The sequence below is a fragment of the Pseudomonas sp. NBRC 111132 genome (assembly GCF_001320565.1).
In the GTDB taxonomy this organism is placed as follows: Bacteria; Pseudomonadota; Gammaproteobacteria; order Pseudomonadales; family Pseudomonadaceae; genus Aquipseudomonas; species Aquipseudomonas putida_P.
This window is the reverse complement of the sequence record NZ_BCBI01000043.1, coordinates 25,387-41,215: the sequence shown is the minus strand read 5'-3', so window position 1 is coordinate 41,215 and position 15,829 is coordinate 25,387. Positions and strand designations below refer to the sequence as shown.

Annotated in this window: 17 protein-coding genes; 9 read left to right on the top strand and 8 right to left on the bottom strand. The window is 63.2% G+C overall.

Annotated elements, in window-relative coordinates; translation table 11 throughout:
• Positions 1 to 44: 44 nt before the first annotated feature.
• Positions 45 to 926 carry a LysR family transcriptional regulator gene (locus APH35_RS19530; RefSeq protein WP_012271927.1) on the top strand — a complete coding sequence of 294 codons (882 nt, stop codon included), beginning with the start codon at positions 45 to 47 and terminating at the stop codon, positions 924 to 926.
• A gap of 23 nt (positions 927 to 949) precedes the next feature.
• Here APH35_RS19530 and APH35_RS19525 read toward each other — a convergent pair whose 3' ends face one another.
• Positions 950 to 1,156, bottom strand: a complete 207-nt coding sequence (locus APH35_RS19525) for a tautomerase family protein (protein ID WP_012271928.1) — start codon at positions 1,154 to 1,156, stop codon at positions 950 to 952.
• An 18-nt stretch (positions 1,157 to 1,174) separates the two neighbouring features.
• Positions 1,175 to 1,909, bottom strand: coding sequence for an SDR family NAD(P)-dependent oxidoreductase (locus APH35_RS19520; RefSeq protein ID WP_012271929.1), 735 nt, complete (start codon positions 1,907 to 1,909; stop codon positions 1,175 to 1,177).
• A gap of 124 nt (positions 1,910 to 2,033) precedes the next feature.
• Between APH35_RS19520 and APH35_RS19515 the strand changes: the two genes are divergently transcribed.
• Complete coding sequence (locus APH35_RS19515) at positions 2,034 to 2,954, top strand: LysR family transcriptional regulator (protein ID WP_060515313.1); 921 nt, start codon at positions 2,034 to 2,036, stop codon at positions 2,952 to 2,954.
• A gap of 94 nt (positions 2,955 to 3,048) precedes the next feature.
• Positions 3,049 to 3,321, top strand: a complete 273-nt coding sequence (locus APH35_RS19510) for a hypothetical protein (protein ID WP_012271931.1) — start codon at positions 3,049 to 3,051, stop codon at positions 3,319 to 3,321.
• Positions 3,322 to 3,382: 61 nt separating this feature from the next.
• Here APH35_RS19510 and APH35_RS19505 read toward each other — a convergent pair whose 3' ends face one another.
• Entirely contained in the window at positions 3,383 to 4,033 is a 651-nt protein-coding gene (locus APH35_RS19505) for a TIGR04211 family SH3 domain-containing protein (protein WP_012271932.1), read from the bottom strand.
• 270 nt (positions 4,034 to 4,303) lie between these two features.
• Between APH35_RS19505 and APH35_RS19500 the strand changes: the two genes are divergently transcribed.
• Both APH35_RS19500 and APH35_RS19495 read left to right on the top strand, forming a co-directional pair.
• The gene (locus APH35_RS19500) at positions 4,304 to 5,647 is read left to right on the top strand and encodes an OprD family porin (RefSeq protein WP_060494374.1); all 1,344 of its coding nucleotides are present in this window, start codon (positions 4,304 to 4,306) and stop codon (positions 5,645 to 5,647) included.
• A gap of 132 nt (positions 5,648 to 5,779) precedes the next feature.
• Positions 5,780 to 6,259 (top strand): VOC family protein, encoded by a 480-nt coding sequence (locus APH35_RS19495; protein ID WP_060515312.1) that lies wholly within the window; start codon positions 5,780 to 5,782, stop codon positions 6,257 to 6,259.
• A gap of 85 nt (positions 6,260 to 6,344) precedes the next feature.
• Here the strand turns inward: APH35_RS19495 and APH35_RS19490 are convergent, their stop codons facing one another.
• Positions 6,345 to 8,093 (bottom strand): BCCT family transporter, encoded by a 1,749-nt coding sequence (locus APH35_RS19490; protein WP_060515311.1) that lies wholly within the window; start codon positions 8,091 to 8,093, stop codon positions 6,345 to 6,347.
• Between the two features lie 316 nt (positions 8,094 to 8,409).
• On the opposite strand from APH35_RS19490, the gene APH35_RS19485 reads away from it, so the two are divergent.
• From APH35_RS19485 to APH35_RS19470, 4 genes are all read left to right on the top strand, one after another.
• Positions 8,410 to 8,727 (top strand): hypothetical protein, encoded by a 318-nt coding sequence (locus tag APH35_RS19485; RefSeq protein ID WP_012271936.1) that lies wholly within the window; start codon positions 8,410 to 8,412, stop codon positions 8,725 to 8,727.
• Positions 8,728 to 8,735: 8 nt separating this feature from the next.
• Positions 8,736 to 8,936 (top strand): DUF1289 domain-containing protein, encoded by a 201-nt coding sequence (locus APH35_RS19480; RefSeq protein ID WP_012271937.1) that lies wholly within the window; start codon positions 8,736 to 8,738, stop codon positions 8,934 to 8,936.
• A gap of 49 nt (positions 8,937 to 8,985) precedes the next feature.
• The gene (locus APH35_RS19475) at positions 8,986 to 9,627 is read left to right on the top strand and encodes a LysE family translocator (protein WP_012271938.1); all 642 of its coding nucleotides are present in this window, start codon (positions 8,986 to 8,988) and stop codon (positions 9,625 to 9,627) included.
• A 207-nt stretch (positions 9,628 to 9,834) separates the two neighbouring features.
• The gene (locus APH35_RS19470) at positions 9,835 to 10,623 is read left to right on the top strand and encodes a substrate-binding periplasmic protein (protein ID WP_060515310.1); all 789 of its coding nucleotides are present in this window, start codon (positions 9,835 to 9,837) and stop codon (positions 10,621 to 10,623) included.
• A gap of 17 nt (positions 10,624 to 10,640) precedes the next feature.
• Here APH35_RS19470 and APH35_RS19465 read toward each other — a convergent pair whose 3' ends face one another.
• Genes APH35_RS19465 through APH35_RS19450 form a run of 4 tightly spaced genes read right to left on the bottom strand, consistent with a single transcriptional unit; the run spans position 10,641 to position 15,766 of the window.
• Positions 10,641 to 11,660: an XdhC family protein gene (locus APH35_RS19465; RefSeq protein WP_012271940.1), complete on the bottom strand. Its 1,020-nt coding sequence runs from the start codon at positions 11,658 to 11,660 to the stop codon at positions 10,641 to 10,643.
• Between the two features lie 39 nt (positions 11,661 to 11,699).
• Positions 11,700 to 13,043 (bottom strand): c-type cytochrome, encoded by a 1,344-nt coding sequence (locus APH35_RS19460; RefSeq protein ID WP_060515309.1) that lies wholly within the window; start codon positions 13,041 to 13,043, stop codon positions 11,700 to 11,702.
• A gap of 18 nt (positions 13,044 to 13,061) precedes the next feature.
• Complete coding sequence (locus tag APH35_RS19455; RefSeq protein ID WP_060515308.1) at positions 13,062 to 15,311, bottom strand: xanthine dehydrogenase family protein molybdopterin-binding subunit; 2,250 nt, start codon at positions 15,309 to 15,311, stop codon at positions 13,062 to 13,064.
• Positions 15,311 to 15,766, bottom strand: coding sequence for a (2Fe-2S)-binding protein (locus tag APH35_RS19450; protein ID WP_012271943.1), 456 nt, complete (start codon positions 15,764 to 15,766; stop codon positions 15,311 to 15,313). The genes APH35_RS19455 and APH35_RS19450 overlap by 1 nt, the downstream gene beginning before the upstream one ends.
• Positions 15,767 to 15,829 lie beyond the last annotated feature (63 nt).

The following is a 15,829-nucleotide window of genomic DNA, read 5'->3' as shown; positions in this document are numbered from 1 at the left end:
AATATGATGATCGACATGTTCATTTTTTCTGAATTGATCCGACCATGCGCGAAATCAGCCTCGACCGCCTCCGCACGTTGGTGGTCATCACCGACCTGGGTTCATTTGCCGAGGCCGCCCGCCAGCTCAACCTGGCGCCGCCCACCATCAGCCTGCACGTGGCTGAACTGGAGGCGCGAGTGGGGGCCCCGTTGCTTACCCGCACCCGTGGTCAGGTGCGGCCCACGGCCATCGGCGAAACACTGTTGCTACGTGCCCGCCGCCTGCTGGCGGACGCCGACCTGGCGCTGGACGAAGTACGCCGGCAGGTCGAGGGGTTGACTGGGCGGGTGCGCCTGGGCGCTTCTACCGGCGCCATCGCCCATTTGCTGCCACAAGCCTTGGCGCGGCTGCGCATGGAGCACCCCGGGATCGACGTGCAGGTACAGGTGCTGACCTCACAGGCCTCGCTCACGCGCCTGCGTGAAGGCACGCTGGATATCGGCCTGGTGGCCTTGCCGCAGGTGGCCGGCAAAGGGCTGATGGTCACCCCCTGGCGGCGCGACCCGATTCTTGCCTATGTGCCGGCCGACTGGCAGCCACCGGCCAGGGTCACGCCGGGCTGGTTGGCGCAGCGGGCATTGATTCTCAACGACAGCACTACCCAGCTGTCACGGGTGACCGGGGAATGGTTCGCGACAGCGGGGTTGTACCCCACGCCGCGCATCGAGCTGAACTACAACGATGCGATCAAGAGCCTGGTCGGCGCCGGCTACGGGGCGACGCTGTTGCCGCAGGAGGGGGAGGCGGCCGAGCTGGACCGGCGTATTGCTCGCCGGCCATTGCGGCCGGGGTTGTGGCGGCAGTTGGGCATTGCTTGCCGGGCGGGGCAGGCAGAGCGGGCCACGGGGTATGTGCTGCAAGCGTTGGAGCGGTTACGGCAATAGGGGCCGCTCGGCGGCCCCAGGCCTCAACGCCGCTCTCGCGCCCGGACTGCGGTCACGGTCTCGCCACCGACACCCCAGTTATCGGTTGGCACCTCCTCGATCACCACAAAGGTACTGGCAGGCGGCTTCCCCAGCACCTCCTGCAACATACGGGTCGTCTGTTCGATCAACTGGCGCTTGTGCTCAGCGCTCACCCCTTCATCGGTTACGCGAATATGGACATAAGGCATGGTTGCTTGCTCCTCGGGTCAATGCCATGTGCCGGCGGTACTGCCGCCATCCACCGGCAGGATGACGCCGCTGACGAAGCGTGAATCGGCCAGGTACAACACCGCGTCCACCACGTCCTGGGGCGAACCGGTACGGCCGCTTGGCGACAGTGCGCCCATCCCCTGAACATTGTCGCCATGCAGGGGGGTCTCGATGATCCCCGGCGCCACGGCATTCACCTGCACGCCGCTGGCCGCCAGTTCCAGCGCCAGGCCTTTGACCGCCTGGTTCAGGCCGCCTTTTACCAACACCGGCAGCAGGGCTGGTACGCGGGTATCCGGCTGCAGGGCGATGGAGGCCGTGATGGCGATGATCTGCCCATGCCCTTGCTGGGTCATGATCCGCGCTGCTTCCTGGGCTGGGTAGAAAAAGCCTTTGAGGTTGGTGCCGACCAACGCGTCCACATCCATTGCAGTGTATTCGGCAAACCGTTTGGCAATGAAAATGCCGGCGTTGTTGATCAGGATGTCCACACCGCCAAAGGTGTGAGCGGCCTTGGCGAACAAGCGTTGCGCCGTGGCCGGTTCGGCGATGTCACCCGCTACGCCAATAAACCGCGAAGAGTTGCCGAGGCGAGCGGCGGCCTGCTCCAGGCGTGCCTCGCTGCGGGCATTGCCGACGACGTTGTCGCCGCGTTCCAGGAAGGCCTCGGCCAGGGCAAAACCCAGGCCGCTGGAGGCCCCAGTGATGATGACGGTACGTGGCTTGTTCATGTGCTTGGTCTCCAGTGAATTGAGCCATCGGCTCGATGTGGACTCACTGTAATTGGCTACCGATGCTTGAAAAATAAGGCGCGAGGCATTTCAATCGATACACCATGTAATTAATTGAGCCGCCATGCCCCGCCATTTCGATGACTTGCAACTGGGTAGCCTTGAGCTGTTCTGCCTGGCCGCCGACAGTGGCAGCTTCACTGCCGCAGCCGCACTGGCCGGCGTCACGCCGGCGGCGGTCAGCCGCAACGTGGCGCGTCTGGAGGAGCGCCTGGGGGCACGGTTGTTCGTCCGTACCACGCGGCAAATGCGCCTGTCCGCAGCGGGCCATGCCTATTACCTGCAATGCCGACAGGCGCTAGGGCAACTGGTCGAAGCCGAACGCCAGGTAACGGGTGGGCAGATCGAGCCCAGTGGCTTACTGCGCATCAGTGCGCCCACGCCCTATGCCCATCATCGGTTACTGCCGCTGCTGCCGCGCTTTCGCCAGCGCTACCCGCAGGTGCGGGTGGACGTGCATGTCAGCAACCGCAACGTCGATTTTGCCGAGGAACCCTTCGACCTGGCCATTCGTGGCCGCGAACCGGCCGACTCACGGCTGGTGGCGCGTCGGCTTGAGGATGCCGAGCTGGTGGTGGTGGCCACCCCGGGCTACCTGGCCGGTGCCGGCATGCCGCAGGTGCCACAGGACTTGCAGCACCACGAGTGCATCCAGTTTGAAATGCCCAGCAGTGGCCGCCGCCCGCCGTGGACCTTTCGCCAGGATGGTCGTCAGGTGGAAGTGGAAACGCAGGGGGCGTTCACCTGCCTGGGCGACTTTCTAGCCACGGCCACGCTGGTGCGCCACGGCGGCGGGCTGATGCAGGCTTATCGCTTTACTGTGCAAGACGCATTGGTCAGCGGCGAACTGGTCGAGGTGCTGACGGCGTTTGGCGGCACCTCTCGGCCCTTCATGTTGATCTACCCGCAGGCACGGCACATGCCATTGCGGGTGCGGGTGTTCATCGATTTCCTGTTCGCCGAGGCCGGGCAACCGCTGAGCTGACGTGGTGCGGTGCAGGCATGGGCCGACTATGCTTTTGGCTGCGCCGAGCCGAATAGGCCTCGACGAACCTTACGGTTTTCCAGGAGAACGCTCCATGAAATCCATGAAATGCATACCCTTGCTGGTGATTACCTCCGTCCTCGCTTTTGCCGCACACGCAGACCCAGCAAGCAACTGTGCGGCCAAGATCAAGGAACTGGAGGATTTCCATAAAGCCAGTGGTCAGGCGATGCATGGTGGCATGGCCCATGACTTCAAAGTTCATCTGCAAAATGCCAAAGATGCTCAGAGCAAGGGTGACATGGCTCAATGTCAGGCCTCTGCGGACCAAGCCAAGACCATCTATAACAAGGCTCGTAGCAAATAAGCTCGTACGGGCCTCTTTGCGGGTAAACCCGCGAAGAGGCCCGTGCAGGATGGCCCCGCCGTCAGAACCAGCGATCGTTCTTCTTGCGTCCCCGGGTCAGCGCCGGCAGGATCAACCCCGCCAGCAAACCCGCACCAGCAATGCTGCCGCCATACACCATGTAGCGCATCATCACCTGCTTGTTCTCATCCCCCAGGCGCGCCTGGGTATCGCGCAGCTCCGACTGGCTTTGGTCCAGCTGCTCGTTCAGTGCCTTGTTGCGCGCCTCCAGTTCGTCGATCAGCTGTTTGCGCGAATCGAGCGTTTCCTGCATGCCCTGCACGCGGTTTTTCCAGCTGTCGTCGATGGTCTTCAGCTGCCCGGTCAGTTCCACGACCTGGGCATCGAGCATCGGCAGGCGTTCGTTCTGTCCAGGAACCGCCTGCAGGTCGTTGCTGAGAATCCACACCACATCGCCGTTCTGCCCGCGCACCTGGCTGTAGTTGCCCTGGCTGCCGATCAGGGTGAGTTTTTGCCCGGACTTGAGCGTTCCGACGATGCGGTGGCCATCCGTCGGGCCGCTGCGCACGTAGGTGCTCAGGCTGTCGCTGACCCAGCGTGCATCGCTGGCAGGCTCTTCGGCGTGCACCGGTGCGGCAAGGGTCACCAGGGCGGCAATCAGGCCGCCGCGCAGGGCAGGGAGGACGGAAGCAATTGGGCGGGAATCGGGCATGTTGGGTCTTCGCAGAAACAGGACAAAAGTAGGCCCGGTGACTGGGCCGATGAACCGGTCGGTGAGTTGACCGTCAGCCAAAGACCGTTTTTTTGTAAGCAGGTTCACTACCTGACGTCGGAAATGTCTGCAGGATGTTGCAAGGCCCGACCCAGGGCATTGCCTTGTCGATGACGCAATTGTAATGCGCCGATCACCTTGGCGTTATCTGCCGGCCGTCAATCTCGGCCCGCCGACATAACAACAAATGCGACGTTCAAGGAGCATCGGATGACCTGCAGATCACCCCTGAAACTGGCGGCTTGCCTGGCACTGGCCAGCGTTGGCAACCAGGCCATGGCCGCAGAAGAAAGCGCTGAAGGCTTTGTCGAGGGCAGTACCCTCAGCGTGCTCAACCGCAATTTCTACTTCAACCGCGACAACCGCGATTCCGCCGCCCCCATGCACAACCCCAACAAGCAACCTGACAATGGCTACTCCGAAGCCTGGGCTCACGCTGTGATTACCCGCTTCGAGTCGGGCTTCACCCAGGGTACTGTCGGTGTTGGCCTGGATGCGTTCGCCATGCTTGGCCTCAAGCTCGACACCGGCGGCGGTCGCAACGGCGGGCGTAGCTCTTTCGATGTAATGCCCGTTGACCGTGATGGCCAGGCCCGTGACGAATACACCAAGGTAGGTGGCGCGGCCAAGGTGCGCCTGTTCGACACGGTACTGAAGGTAGGCGATGTGTTCCCGGCCAACCCGGTGGTGGCGGCAGGCGACTCGCGGCTACTGCCGGAAAGCTTCCGTGGCGTGACCCTGGAGAACACCAGCATCAAGGACCTGACCTTGCAGGCCGGGCGTTTGCACGCCATGAGCCAGCCAATGTCCAGCGACCTGCGGGAAAACTTCGTGACCTTCTACGGCGGCCCGGTCGATTCGCCGTGGATCGCCTATGGCGGTGGTGACTACACGCTCAATGACCATGTCAGCGTCAGCCTGTTCAGCAGCCGGCTCAAGGATGTGTGGAACCAGTACTACGCCGGCACCAGCCTGAGCTGGCCGTTGAGCGATGAGCTGGCCCTGCTTGGCGGTTTCAACTATTACAAGGCGGTTGATGAAGGGCAGCGGCGCCTGGGCGCCTTCGACAATGACATCTGGAGCGCCAAGGTCGGCGTGCGCCTTGGCGCTCACACCCTGGCGCTGACTCACCAGCGCAACAACGGCGACGATGACTTCGACTACCTGCGCCAGTCCGACTCGATCTTCCTCGACAACTCTATCCAGTACAGCGACTTCAACTCGCCCAAGGAGCGTTCGTGGATGCTGCGTTACGACCTGAACATGGCCGCCTATGGCGTGCCTGGCCTGTCGTTCATGACGCGCTACGGCAAGGGCACAGACGCCGATTACTCCAATGCCAACGCCACCTACATGCGCCGCGACGGCGACGGCAACCCACTGACCGACCAGAAGCGCTGGGAACGTGACATCGAGGTCAAGTACGTGGTGCAGACCGGCGCAGCCAAGGACCTGTCATTGCGCGTGCGCCAGGCCACCACCCGGGCCACGGCCTTCGAGTCGGACCTGGACGAAGTACGGCTGATCGTGGAATACCCGCTTTCGATCCTGTGAATTCACCTTGGCAGCCTTGTTGCTCCTTTGGTTTGGGTGAATATTTTGGCGCTCCGCATGGAGCGCTTTTTTTTCGGGCTATTAAGTTGCAGCTAGACTCATGGGTTCACACCCTTTCAGGGAGCCAGGACCATGACTGCCAAGAATACCGTCTGCCTGTGGTATGACCACGATGCCGAAGAAGCGGCGAACTTCTATGCCCGAACCTTCCCCGATAGCCAGGTGGTCGCGGTGCACCAGGCGCCCGGCGATTACCCTTCAGGCAAGCAGGGCGATGTGATTACCGTGGAGTTCACGGTAATGGGCATTCCTTGCGTCGGGCTCAACGGTGGTTCGACCTTCAAGCACTGCGAGGCGTTTTCGTTCCAGGTCAGCACCGCGGACCAAGCCGAGACCGACCGTTTGTGGGATGCCATTGTCGGCAACGGTGGCGAGGCCAGCGTGTGTGGTTGGTGCAAGGACAAATGGGGGATTTCGTGGCAGATTACCCCACGTGTCCTCATCGAAGCCATCGGCCACCCCGACCGTGCGGCGGCCAAGCGGGCGTTCGAGGCCATGATGCAGATGGGCAAGATCGATGTGGCCAAGATAGAGGCGGCATTGAAGGGTTGAGGCAGGTTCTGCTTAAGTCCCCGCCTCGCAGCCCCTTTAGGTGACACAAGGCCGTTTCGACAGGGGACCGCCCAGCCTTGCAGGGTCAGGTTTGGGAAACTTCGTTCGCTGCCGTTACCGGCTTTGTCGAAGCCTTCTTTTCCTGCACCACAATGTAAAATTCCTCACCATGCTTTACCGCACCATACAGCACGGCTTTTTCGATCAGTTCGTTGCCGCGCAGGTGACGCAGCATCATCGGGTCCTTGCGCAGGTCGCGGTAAAGCGCCAGGCACAGCAGTACCATCACCATCACGAACGGCAAGGCGACGACGATGGTCAGGTTCTGCAGCCCGGTCAGTGCCTCGCCGGGGTCACGCGGGTCGCCAATCGCCAGCATGATCGCCGCCACCGTCCCGGTCAGCGCGCCCCAGAAAATTACCGTGCGCCGTGATGGCGCGGTGGTGCCGTGTTCCGATAGCGTGCCCATCACCAGCGAGGCTGCATCGGCTCCCGAGACGAAGAAAATGCCTACCAGGATCATCACCAGCACCGAGGTCGCCGAGGCCAGCGGGTAGCCGTCCAGCAACTGGTACAACGCGTGGTTGCTGTTGACCGCACCGTTGGCCAATTGGAGGGCGCCTTCGCGCACGGCATCGATGGCGGCGCCGCCGAAGATGGTGAACCACACCAGGCTGACCAGGCTCGGCACCAGCAGCACACCGGTAACGAACTGGCGGATGGTGCGGCCGCGGCTGATGCGGGCGATGAACATGCCCACGAATGGCGTCCAGGAAATCCACCAGGCCCAGTAGAACACGGTCCAGCCGGCCAGCCAGCTGTTCATCTGCTCGCCGCCGCTGGCGTTGGTGCGGGCCATCATTTCCGGGAGCATCTTGATGTAGATGCCGAGCGATGTCGGCAGCAGGTTGAGCATCAACAGGGTTGGCCCGACCATGAACACGAACACCGCCAGCACCAGCGCCAGCACCATGTTGGTGTTGGAAAGCCACTGGATGCCCTTGCCGATGCCCGACACCGCCGAGGTGACGAAGGCAATGGTCAGCAGGGTGATGATCGAGATGTAGAACAGCTTGCCGGGGCTTTCGATCCAGCCGTTGTATTCCAGGCCGCCGGCAATCTGCAGCGCACCCAGGCCCAGCGAGGCGGCCGAGCCGAACAGCGTGGCGAAAATCGCCATCATGTCGATCAGGCGGCCGAGTGGGCCGTTGGCGTGCTTGCCGATCAGCGGCCGGAAGGCTGCGGAAATCAACTGCGAGCGGCCACGGCGGAAGGTGCCGTAGGCGATCACCAGGCCGACGATGGCGTACATGGCCCAGGGGTGCAGGGTCCAGTGGAACAGGGTGGTGGCCATCGCCACCTGCATCGCTTCGCTGGTCTGCCCGCTGGCCGAACCGGGCGGCGGCGATACGTAGTGCGACAGTGGCTCGGCCACGCCGAAGAACATCAGGCCGATACCCATGCCTGCGCTGAACATCATTGCTACCCAGGACACCGTGCGGAACTCCGGCTGTTCGCCATCACGGCCCAACGGAATTCTGCCGTAGCGGCTGGCGGCCAGCCACAGCACGAACACCACGAACAGGGTGGAAGTGAGCACGAAGAACCAGCCAAAATTGAGAATGACCCAGGATTGCGCGCTGGAGGCGCTGCTGGCCAGGCTGGCCTGGTTGAGGAAGCCCCAGAGCACGAATGCGATGGCCAGGAGGCTGGTGAAGCCAAAGACGATCCAGTCGAGTTTGCCCTCGAAATGTCGGTCCTGGCGGGCTTCTGCGGTTTTCGAGGGGTCTGTCACGCCAAGATCGAGTGTTTCGGTGATGTGTTCCTTTGCCATGAATGATGAGGCCCCTTTGTGGTTTACCTGCGTATGCAGGCTTGTTGTTGTATGGGCTACCGAGCGCGATGAAGGCTTCGGCGGGGTGGAGTGCTGGCGCGATTATCCTGCGCCGGAAAAGGCGACGCCTGTCCCCATAGCGCCCTGGGGCGTCCATTACGCGACTTGGCAAATACTTTTAGTTCTGGGGGCAGTGGCCCTTTCTGCCTCGGCTTCTGGTAACCTGATGGGCATTACCCGGGCCCGCACATACGAGCACCGTAGAAGCGCTGCTGCTTGCGGCCCTGGCCGTACCAGGAAACGGAGATTCGTCATAATGGCCACTGACCGTGTGAGCCTGATTCATTTCGATAAATTGAGCATGAGCCCTGCCGCTGCCGATCGGTTCCAGAAAGCCCTCGACGCGCTGGCAGCGCTCAAGCTGCAGGACCGTTACGTGTACCTCATCGCTCCTTATCTGGGTGATATCGCTGACGCCTCCGACCTTGAACAACTGGACACCGCCCTGGGCCAGTGCATTCGTGTGGTCGATGAGCTGCTGGCTGCCAGGTCGGTCAGCAAAGCCAAGGCCGAAGAAGTACGCCAGGTGTTTCACAGCGCCGCCGAACGTGCTCGGGCGGAAATGCCCGGCTGAGTGGTGGCATGGCCAAAGACATCGACAACCCTTGCGTCTCTTTATGCCAGCTGAACAGCGAGCTGTGCGTGAGCTGCGGCCGCACCCGTGACGAAATCCGCAAGTGGCGGGGCATGAAGCGCCCCGAGAAGATGGCCACTGTGCAGCGGGCGGCGACGCGAATGAAGGCTATCGCCAAGAAGGCGGCCAAGCGGCAGAATGCCGACTGAGCCTGCGTGCCATTCACGCAACCTTTCCTGATTGTTTGTCGAGCCTGAAATGGATTCTCACTCGCTGTTTGCGTTTACCCTGGTCGCCGCCATCGCGATCGCCAGCCCTGGCCCTGCCACCTTGATGGCCATCAACAATAGCCTGGCCCATGGCCAGCGCAGCGCGATCTGGTCGTCGCTGGGCAATGGCACGGGCCTGTTCTGTCTGTCGGCCGCGGCCATGTTGGGGTTGGGCGCATTGCTGGCCAGTTCTGAAGTGCTGTTCAATGCCGTGAAAATCCTGGGGGCAGGCTACCTGTTTTACCTGGGGGTGCGGCAGTTGTTGAAAAAAAGCCCGATGCTGGAGCAGGGCGCCGCAGAGGGTGCAGCCAAGGCAAGGCCTACGCCGCTGAAACTGTTCAAGTCGGCCTTTCTGACGGCGGTGACCAACCCCAAGGCGACCATGTTCTTCACCGCGCTGTTCCCGCAGTTCATCGACCAGGGCGCGGCGTTATTACCGCAGTTCCTGACCTTGACAGGCATTTTCGTGGCCTTGTCGCTTACTTCACTGAGCTTGTATGCCGCCCTGGCTGCGCGGGCCAAGGGCGTGTTGACCCGACCTTCGCTGTCGCGCTGGGTGAGCCGGGTGGTGGGCACCACCTTTATCGGTTTTGGCGCGGCGATCCTGGCAATGCGGCGGCAGGGGGCCTGAAAAGGCCGGATTCCAGTCAACTGTGCGGGCCCTCATTGTCTATCCTCCGGCGGTTTTTCTGCTGGCCGATGAAAGGCCCGTCTATTGGCCGCTGATGGTCCAGACTGCCTAGAAGACGCACAGATGATTGCTGCAGCCGACCACAGTAGGTGGCAGCCTTTGGCCACCATGTCGGGTCGCCGGATGTACATGTGCCGAGGGTCGTAGATGATCGAGCGTTGCTTTCGCCGCGCCTTGCTACTGTTGTGCCTGTTGCCGCTGCCCCTGGCTGCGGTAGCGGATGATGCATGCCGACGGCTCACCGCGACCGGCAATCCTGAATACCCGCCGTACTTGTGGCGCGACCCGCAAAACCCCCAGCAATTGATCGGTGCCAATGCTGACCTGCTCAAGTACTTGGGCAAGCAGTTGGGGCTGGATATCGAAGTGGTTTACGGCGGGCCGTGGTCGCGAGCCCAGGAAGAGGTGCGCACCGGTCGGATCGATTTGCTGGCCGGGTATTTCCTGACCGAAGCACGCCGGCTGCAGATGGACTTCATTGCCCCGCCATTCCTGCATACCCCCAGCGTGGTCTGGGTGCGCCAGGACAATGCCTTTGCCTACCGACAATGGGCCGACCTCAAGGGCCACAAGGGCGGCACTCTGGTCAACAACAGCCATGGCCAGCAGTTCGATGAATACGCCCGGGCCAACCTAACCCTTGAAGCGGTGCCCAGCGCCCGGCAGGCGTTCGAGAAGCTGATGCACAAGCGCAGCGATTACGTGGTGTACGAGCAGTACCCTGGTATGGCGCTGGCGCGTACCTTGGGCATCGCAGCCACTGTGCAGGTGTTGCAGCCGCCAGTGTCCAGCGAAGGGTTGTACCTGGCGATTTCGCATGATTCGCCCTGTAACCTGCCGCAGTTGCGTGAGGCGCTGGCGCGGGAAATGGCGAAGATAGTTGCCGGAGCGCTGCCCGATCATTTGCTGAAGCAGAACCTGGAGCGGTGGCAGTAACGCGCAGGGGCGCGCTTCTACAGGGACCGTGCCAATCGTTCTGCTTCCTTGGCTTGGGTGACGTTGACTGCCCCGGGCAAACTGACGTTGTTCTTCGCCGCGAGGATCTCGGCCATGACGCTGACTGCAATTTCCGCTGGGGTCTTGCTGCCGATGTAGATGCCAATCGGGCCGTGCAAGCGCCGCAGCGAAGCTTCGCTCTCACCGAAGTGCTCGATCAGCCGTTCACGGCGTAATTGGCTGTTGCGCCGCGAACCGATGGCGCCAATGTAGAACGCCGGGCTGTGCAACGCTTCGAGCAGGGCCAGATCATCCAGTTTTGGGTCGTGGCTGACGGCGACGATGGCGCTGCGAACGTCAGCGGCGAAGGCGCGGACCACGTCGTCTGGCATGCCAGGCAGCAAGTTGACCCCGGCAACATTCCAGCCTGCCGTGTACTCCGGGCGCGGGTCGCACAGCGAAACGCTGAAACCGTTGAACAGGGCCATGGTGGCGAGGTACTCGGCCAGTGCGCCGGCACCGATCAGCAGCAGGCGGTAGCCTGGGCCGAGGGTGCTGAGCATGCGCTGGCCATCGAAGCTGAACAGTTCAGGCAAGCCCGTGGCGCAGAGGCTGGCTTCGCCGCTTCGCAGGTTCAGGTCACGGCGTACCAGGCTTGCGCGGTCGAGGCAGGCCAGCAGTTGTTCAAGGTGCTCCAGCGAAGGGGTGAACTCCAGCACCAGTTCGAGGGTACCTCCACAGGGCAGGCCGAAGCGGTGGGCCTCGTCGGCACTGACGCCATAGCGCACGACCTGGGGCTGGCTGGCTGGCATGCCGGGGCCTTCGTATGCACGGGTGTAGCGATGGATGAGGTCGTCCTCGATGCAGCCCCCGGAAACACTGCCGACCACTCGACCGTCACTGCGCAGGGCCATCATCGAGCCGACCGGGCGCGGGGATGAGCCCCAGGTGCGGGCGACCGTGGCGAGCAGGGCGCGGTGGCCGGCTGCAAGCCAGTCACGGGTAGTGCGCAGGACCAGCAGGTCGATGCTTTCCATTGGGGCTCCATTAACCTAGGTGTTCAAAAGTTGTCCGATTCAGCGCATATGCAAGATGATCGGGCTGCTACTGGCCGGGTCGGTATGCCCTCGCAGCTTGCCCACTGCTTGCGCGTTCACCGCGCCACCCTGGTTACCCCATGCCGTACGCACGAAGCTCAGCACTTCGGCAATCTCCGGATCACTCATCTGTTCGCGAAAAGCCGGCATGCGATAGGCATCCGGTACCCCGGCAGCCACCACCCGCTGCGAACCGTTGAGGGTGATATTGATGGCCGAGGCATCCTCCCTGGCCAGTGCCGAGGTTGCCCCGGCCAACGGCGGCATCCATTCGGCCTGGCCTTTGCCGTCCAGGCCGTGGCAGGAGGCGCAGCGGGTCACATAGGTATGCGCCCCAGGGTTGTCGAGCTGCGCAGCTGCCGATTCGGCCCGGTATTGCCACGGCGCGCCGTCACGCTGTGGGTCACCGGGCAGGGACTTCAGGTAGTGGGCGATGGCGGCCAGGTCATCGTCATACATGAATTGCGTGGAGTTGTTGAACGCCTCGGTCATCGAACCAAATACCACGGCATGCCGGTTGCGCCCGGTCTTCAGAAACTGCGCAATCTCAGCCTCGCTCCAGCGCCCCAGCCCGGTGTTGTGGTCGGCGCGCAGGCTAGGTGCGTACCAGCCGTCGAGCAAGGCGCCAGCCAGGAACGGCTTGCCACTGTCATCCAGTGCCTTCTCGTTGAACGCCAGGCCGCGCGGTGTATGGCAACTGCCGCAGTGGCCAGGCCCCTGGACGATGTAGGCGCCACGGTTCCATTGCGCATCTTGCCCGGCCTTGTCGGCGTAAGGCGTTGTGGCAGCGAACAGCCCGTTCCACAAGGCGATTGGCCAGCGCAGGTTCAGTGGCCAGGGGATGTCGCTGGCCAGGTTGGTCTGCTGCACCGGTTGCACGCTGTGCATGAAAAAGGCGTACAGCGCCTTTACATCGTCATCAGTGAGCTTGGCATAGGACGGGTAGGGCATCGCCGGGTACAGCCGTCGACCACCGGGCGCGACACCTTGGCGCACGGCGCGGTCGAAGTCGGCCAGGCTGTAGTTGCCGATACCCTTGTCGCGATCGGGAGTGATGTTGGTGGCGTGGATTGCCCCCAGTGGGGTGGCCATCTCCAGCCCGCCGGCAAACGGTTTGCCGTCTGGCAGGCTGTGGCAGGCCACGCAGTCGCTAAGCCGGGCCACGTACTCGCCGCGGCTGATCAGCGCCGGGTCGGCTTCGGTGGCCTGGGCTTCGGCGAACGGCGAAGCAGGCTCACGGGTGACATACCAGGCCAGCAGGCCTGCCGCGACCAGGCACGGCAGCGCCAGCCAGCCAGCGGTTCTTGCGAAACGATGGGTCATGGGGCGTCCCTTGTGCGATCAGCTGAAGGTATGGCGGCTCAATGGCAAGCTGCGTACGCGCTGGCCGGTGAGCTGCGCGACCGCGTTGGCCACCGCCGGGGCCACGGCCGGCAACGGTGGTTCGCCAATGCCGCCCATCTTCGCCCCGCTTTCGACGATGCGCACATGCACCCGGGCCATGCGCGCAGGCGGCAGGATCGGGTACAGGTCGTAATTGCGCGCGCGCGGCTTGCCGTCCACGTACACCGCTTCTTCCACCAGCGTCTGCGACAGGCCAAGGGCGACGGCGCCGTTGACCTGGTGCTCGATGATCGCCGGGTTGACGATGCTGCCCGGGTCGATGGCCTGCCAGATGTCGTGCACCTTGACCTGGCCGTTGTCGATGGACACCTCGGCAATGACCGCAGCCTCCGAGCCGAACGGTGAGGCCATGGCCACACCGCGTGCGCGCTTGCTACCGTCTTCGGCGGTGAACGGCCCACGCTTCCAGCCACCGGACAAGTCGGCGACCGCGTTCAGCAGGTGGGTCAGGCGTGGGTTGTCGCGCAGCAGGTGAAGGCGCAGTTCGAACGGGTCCTTGCCGCCTTTGTCAGCCAGCTCGTCGAGGAATGACTCGTAGAAGAAGTCGTTCAGCGAATTGCCCACAGAGCGCCAGTAGCCGAGCATGGCTGGGCCTTTGACGTAGATCTGGGCGATGCGCTTGTTGGCGATGGCGTAGGCCTTGCCCGACAGCCCCTCAAGCGCGGTCGGGTCGATCTTGTCCCCCTGTTTGCCTGCGATGGCCTCGGTTGGGCCTTCGGTGGCGCTTATCGCTTCGAGGGCCACTGGCATGCCGTCGGCATCCAGCCCGGCGCGGAACTTCACCACGGCAACCGGGCGCAGTACATCACGCAGGAACTCTTCTTCGCGGCTCCAGATAAGCTTTACCGGCCGGCCAACGGCTTTGGCCAACGCAATGGCCTGCGGGTAAGGGTTGGCCGAGTCGTACAGGAAATGCCGGCCAAAGAACCCGCCCAGTAGCGGCGAGTGCAGGTTGATCTGTGCAGGCTCCAGGCCGGTGCGCTTGGCAATGTCATCACGGAACATGTCCGGGGCCTGGTTGGGCAGCCAGACGTCCAGGGTGCCGTCCGGGTTGAAGCGGGCGAGGGCGGACGGCGGCTCGAGCTGGGCATGGTTGAGGTATTGATTGTGATAGCTGGCCTCGACCTTGGTCTTGGCATTGCTCAGGGCGCTGGCCACATCACCTTCATTTTCTTCATCACGGGCCGGGCCCTCGACCGTGGCGAGGTGTTCGCGCCAGGTGTCGCTGGAAAAGTCGGCCGGCATCGGCCGAACCTTGCTGTCGGCGGTTGGCTCTTTCCAGTCCACTTGAAGCGCCTCCACCGCACGCTTGGCGTGCCACCAGCGTTCTGCGACCACGGCCACGGCGCCCGGCAGCTGATGCACCGAATGCACGCCTTTCATGGCCTTGACCTGGTCTTCGTTGCGCAAGCTGCCCACGGTCATGCCCAAGCGTGGCGCATGCTGCACGGCGGCGTGGAGCATGCCGTCGACCTTGATGTCGATGCAGTACTGGGCCTTGCCAGTGGATTTGTCATAAGCATCCAGGCGGCGTACGGGCTTGCCGATCCAGCGAAACTGGCTGGGGTCGCGCAATTTGACGCTGGCCGGGTCGGGCACGGGCAGGTCCATGGCGCGCCCCGCCAGTTCTCCGTAGGGTATGGAGCGGCCAGTCGTGGTATGTACCACGTTACCCGGCGTGGTTGAAAGCTCATCGACCGGCACGCCCAGCTGTTCGGCGCCCGCCTGCAGCAGCATGGCTCGGGCGAGGGCGCCCAGGCGGCGCATGGTCGGATAGCTCATGCGTACCGACATGCTGCCGCCGGTAATGCGCATGCCGTTTTCCATCACCACGTAGGCTTCGCCCGGTGGTGCGCTGTCGACCACGAAATGAGCCGGGTCGACGTCAAGTTCTTCACCGACGATCTGTGCCATGGCAGTAAACGGGCCTTGCCCACCTTCCATGAAGGGGCTGAGCAGGCGTACCGTGCCGTCTGGGCGAATTTCCAGAAACGCCGGCACCTGGGTGCCGCGCTCAGCAGTTGCCGCCGCTGCAGCTTGCACGCGAGCCGAGCCCATGGGCAGGCCGAAGCCCAGTACCAGGGCACCGACTGCGGTGCTGGCCAGAAAGCGCCGACGCGACAGGTTGACCGTTTCGCCCAGTTGCAACCTGTGCAGTTCGGCGAGGGTATCGACGGGCGTGTTCATCAGGCCTGCTCCCCTTGGGCCAGGTCATGCACGGCGGCATGGATGGCGTTGTAGGTGCCGCAGCGGCACAGGTTGACCATGGCTGCATCGATCTGCGCATCGCTAGGCTTGGGCGTGTGCTTTAGCAGCGCAGTGGCTGCCATCACCTGGCCAGACTGGCAGTAGCCGCATTGGGCCACCTGGTGCTCGACCCAGGCGGCGACCACGCGTTTGCCGACGGCATCGGCCTCGATCGCCTCGATGGTGGTGACCTCGCGGCCGACCACACCTGCCACCGGGGTGACGCAGGCGCGCACCACGTTGCCATCCACCAGCACCGAACAGGCGCCGCACTGGGCCAGGCCGCAGCCGTATTTGGTGCCGGTCAGCCCCAGGTCATCGCGGATCACCCACAGCAAGGGCGTGTCGGCGTCCGCCTCGACCTGATAGGTCTTCTGGTTGATGCGTAGTTCCATGGTTCACCTGCCAGTCATCGGTTGCTGTCGCGTTGTTTTTTTCAGTGCGGGAATACGTTGTTC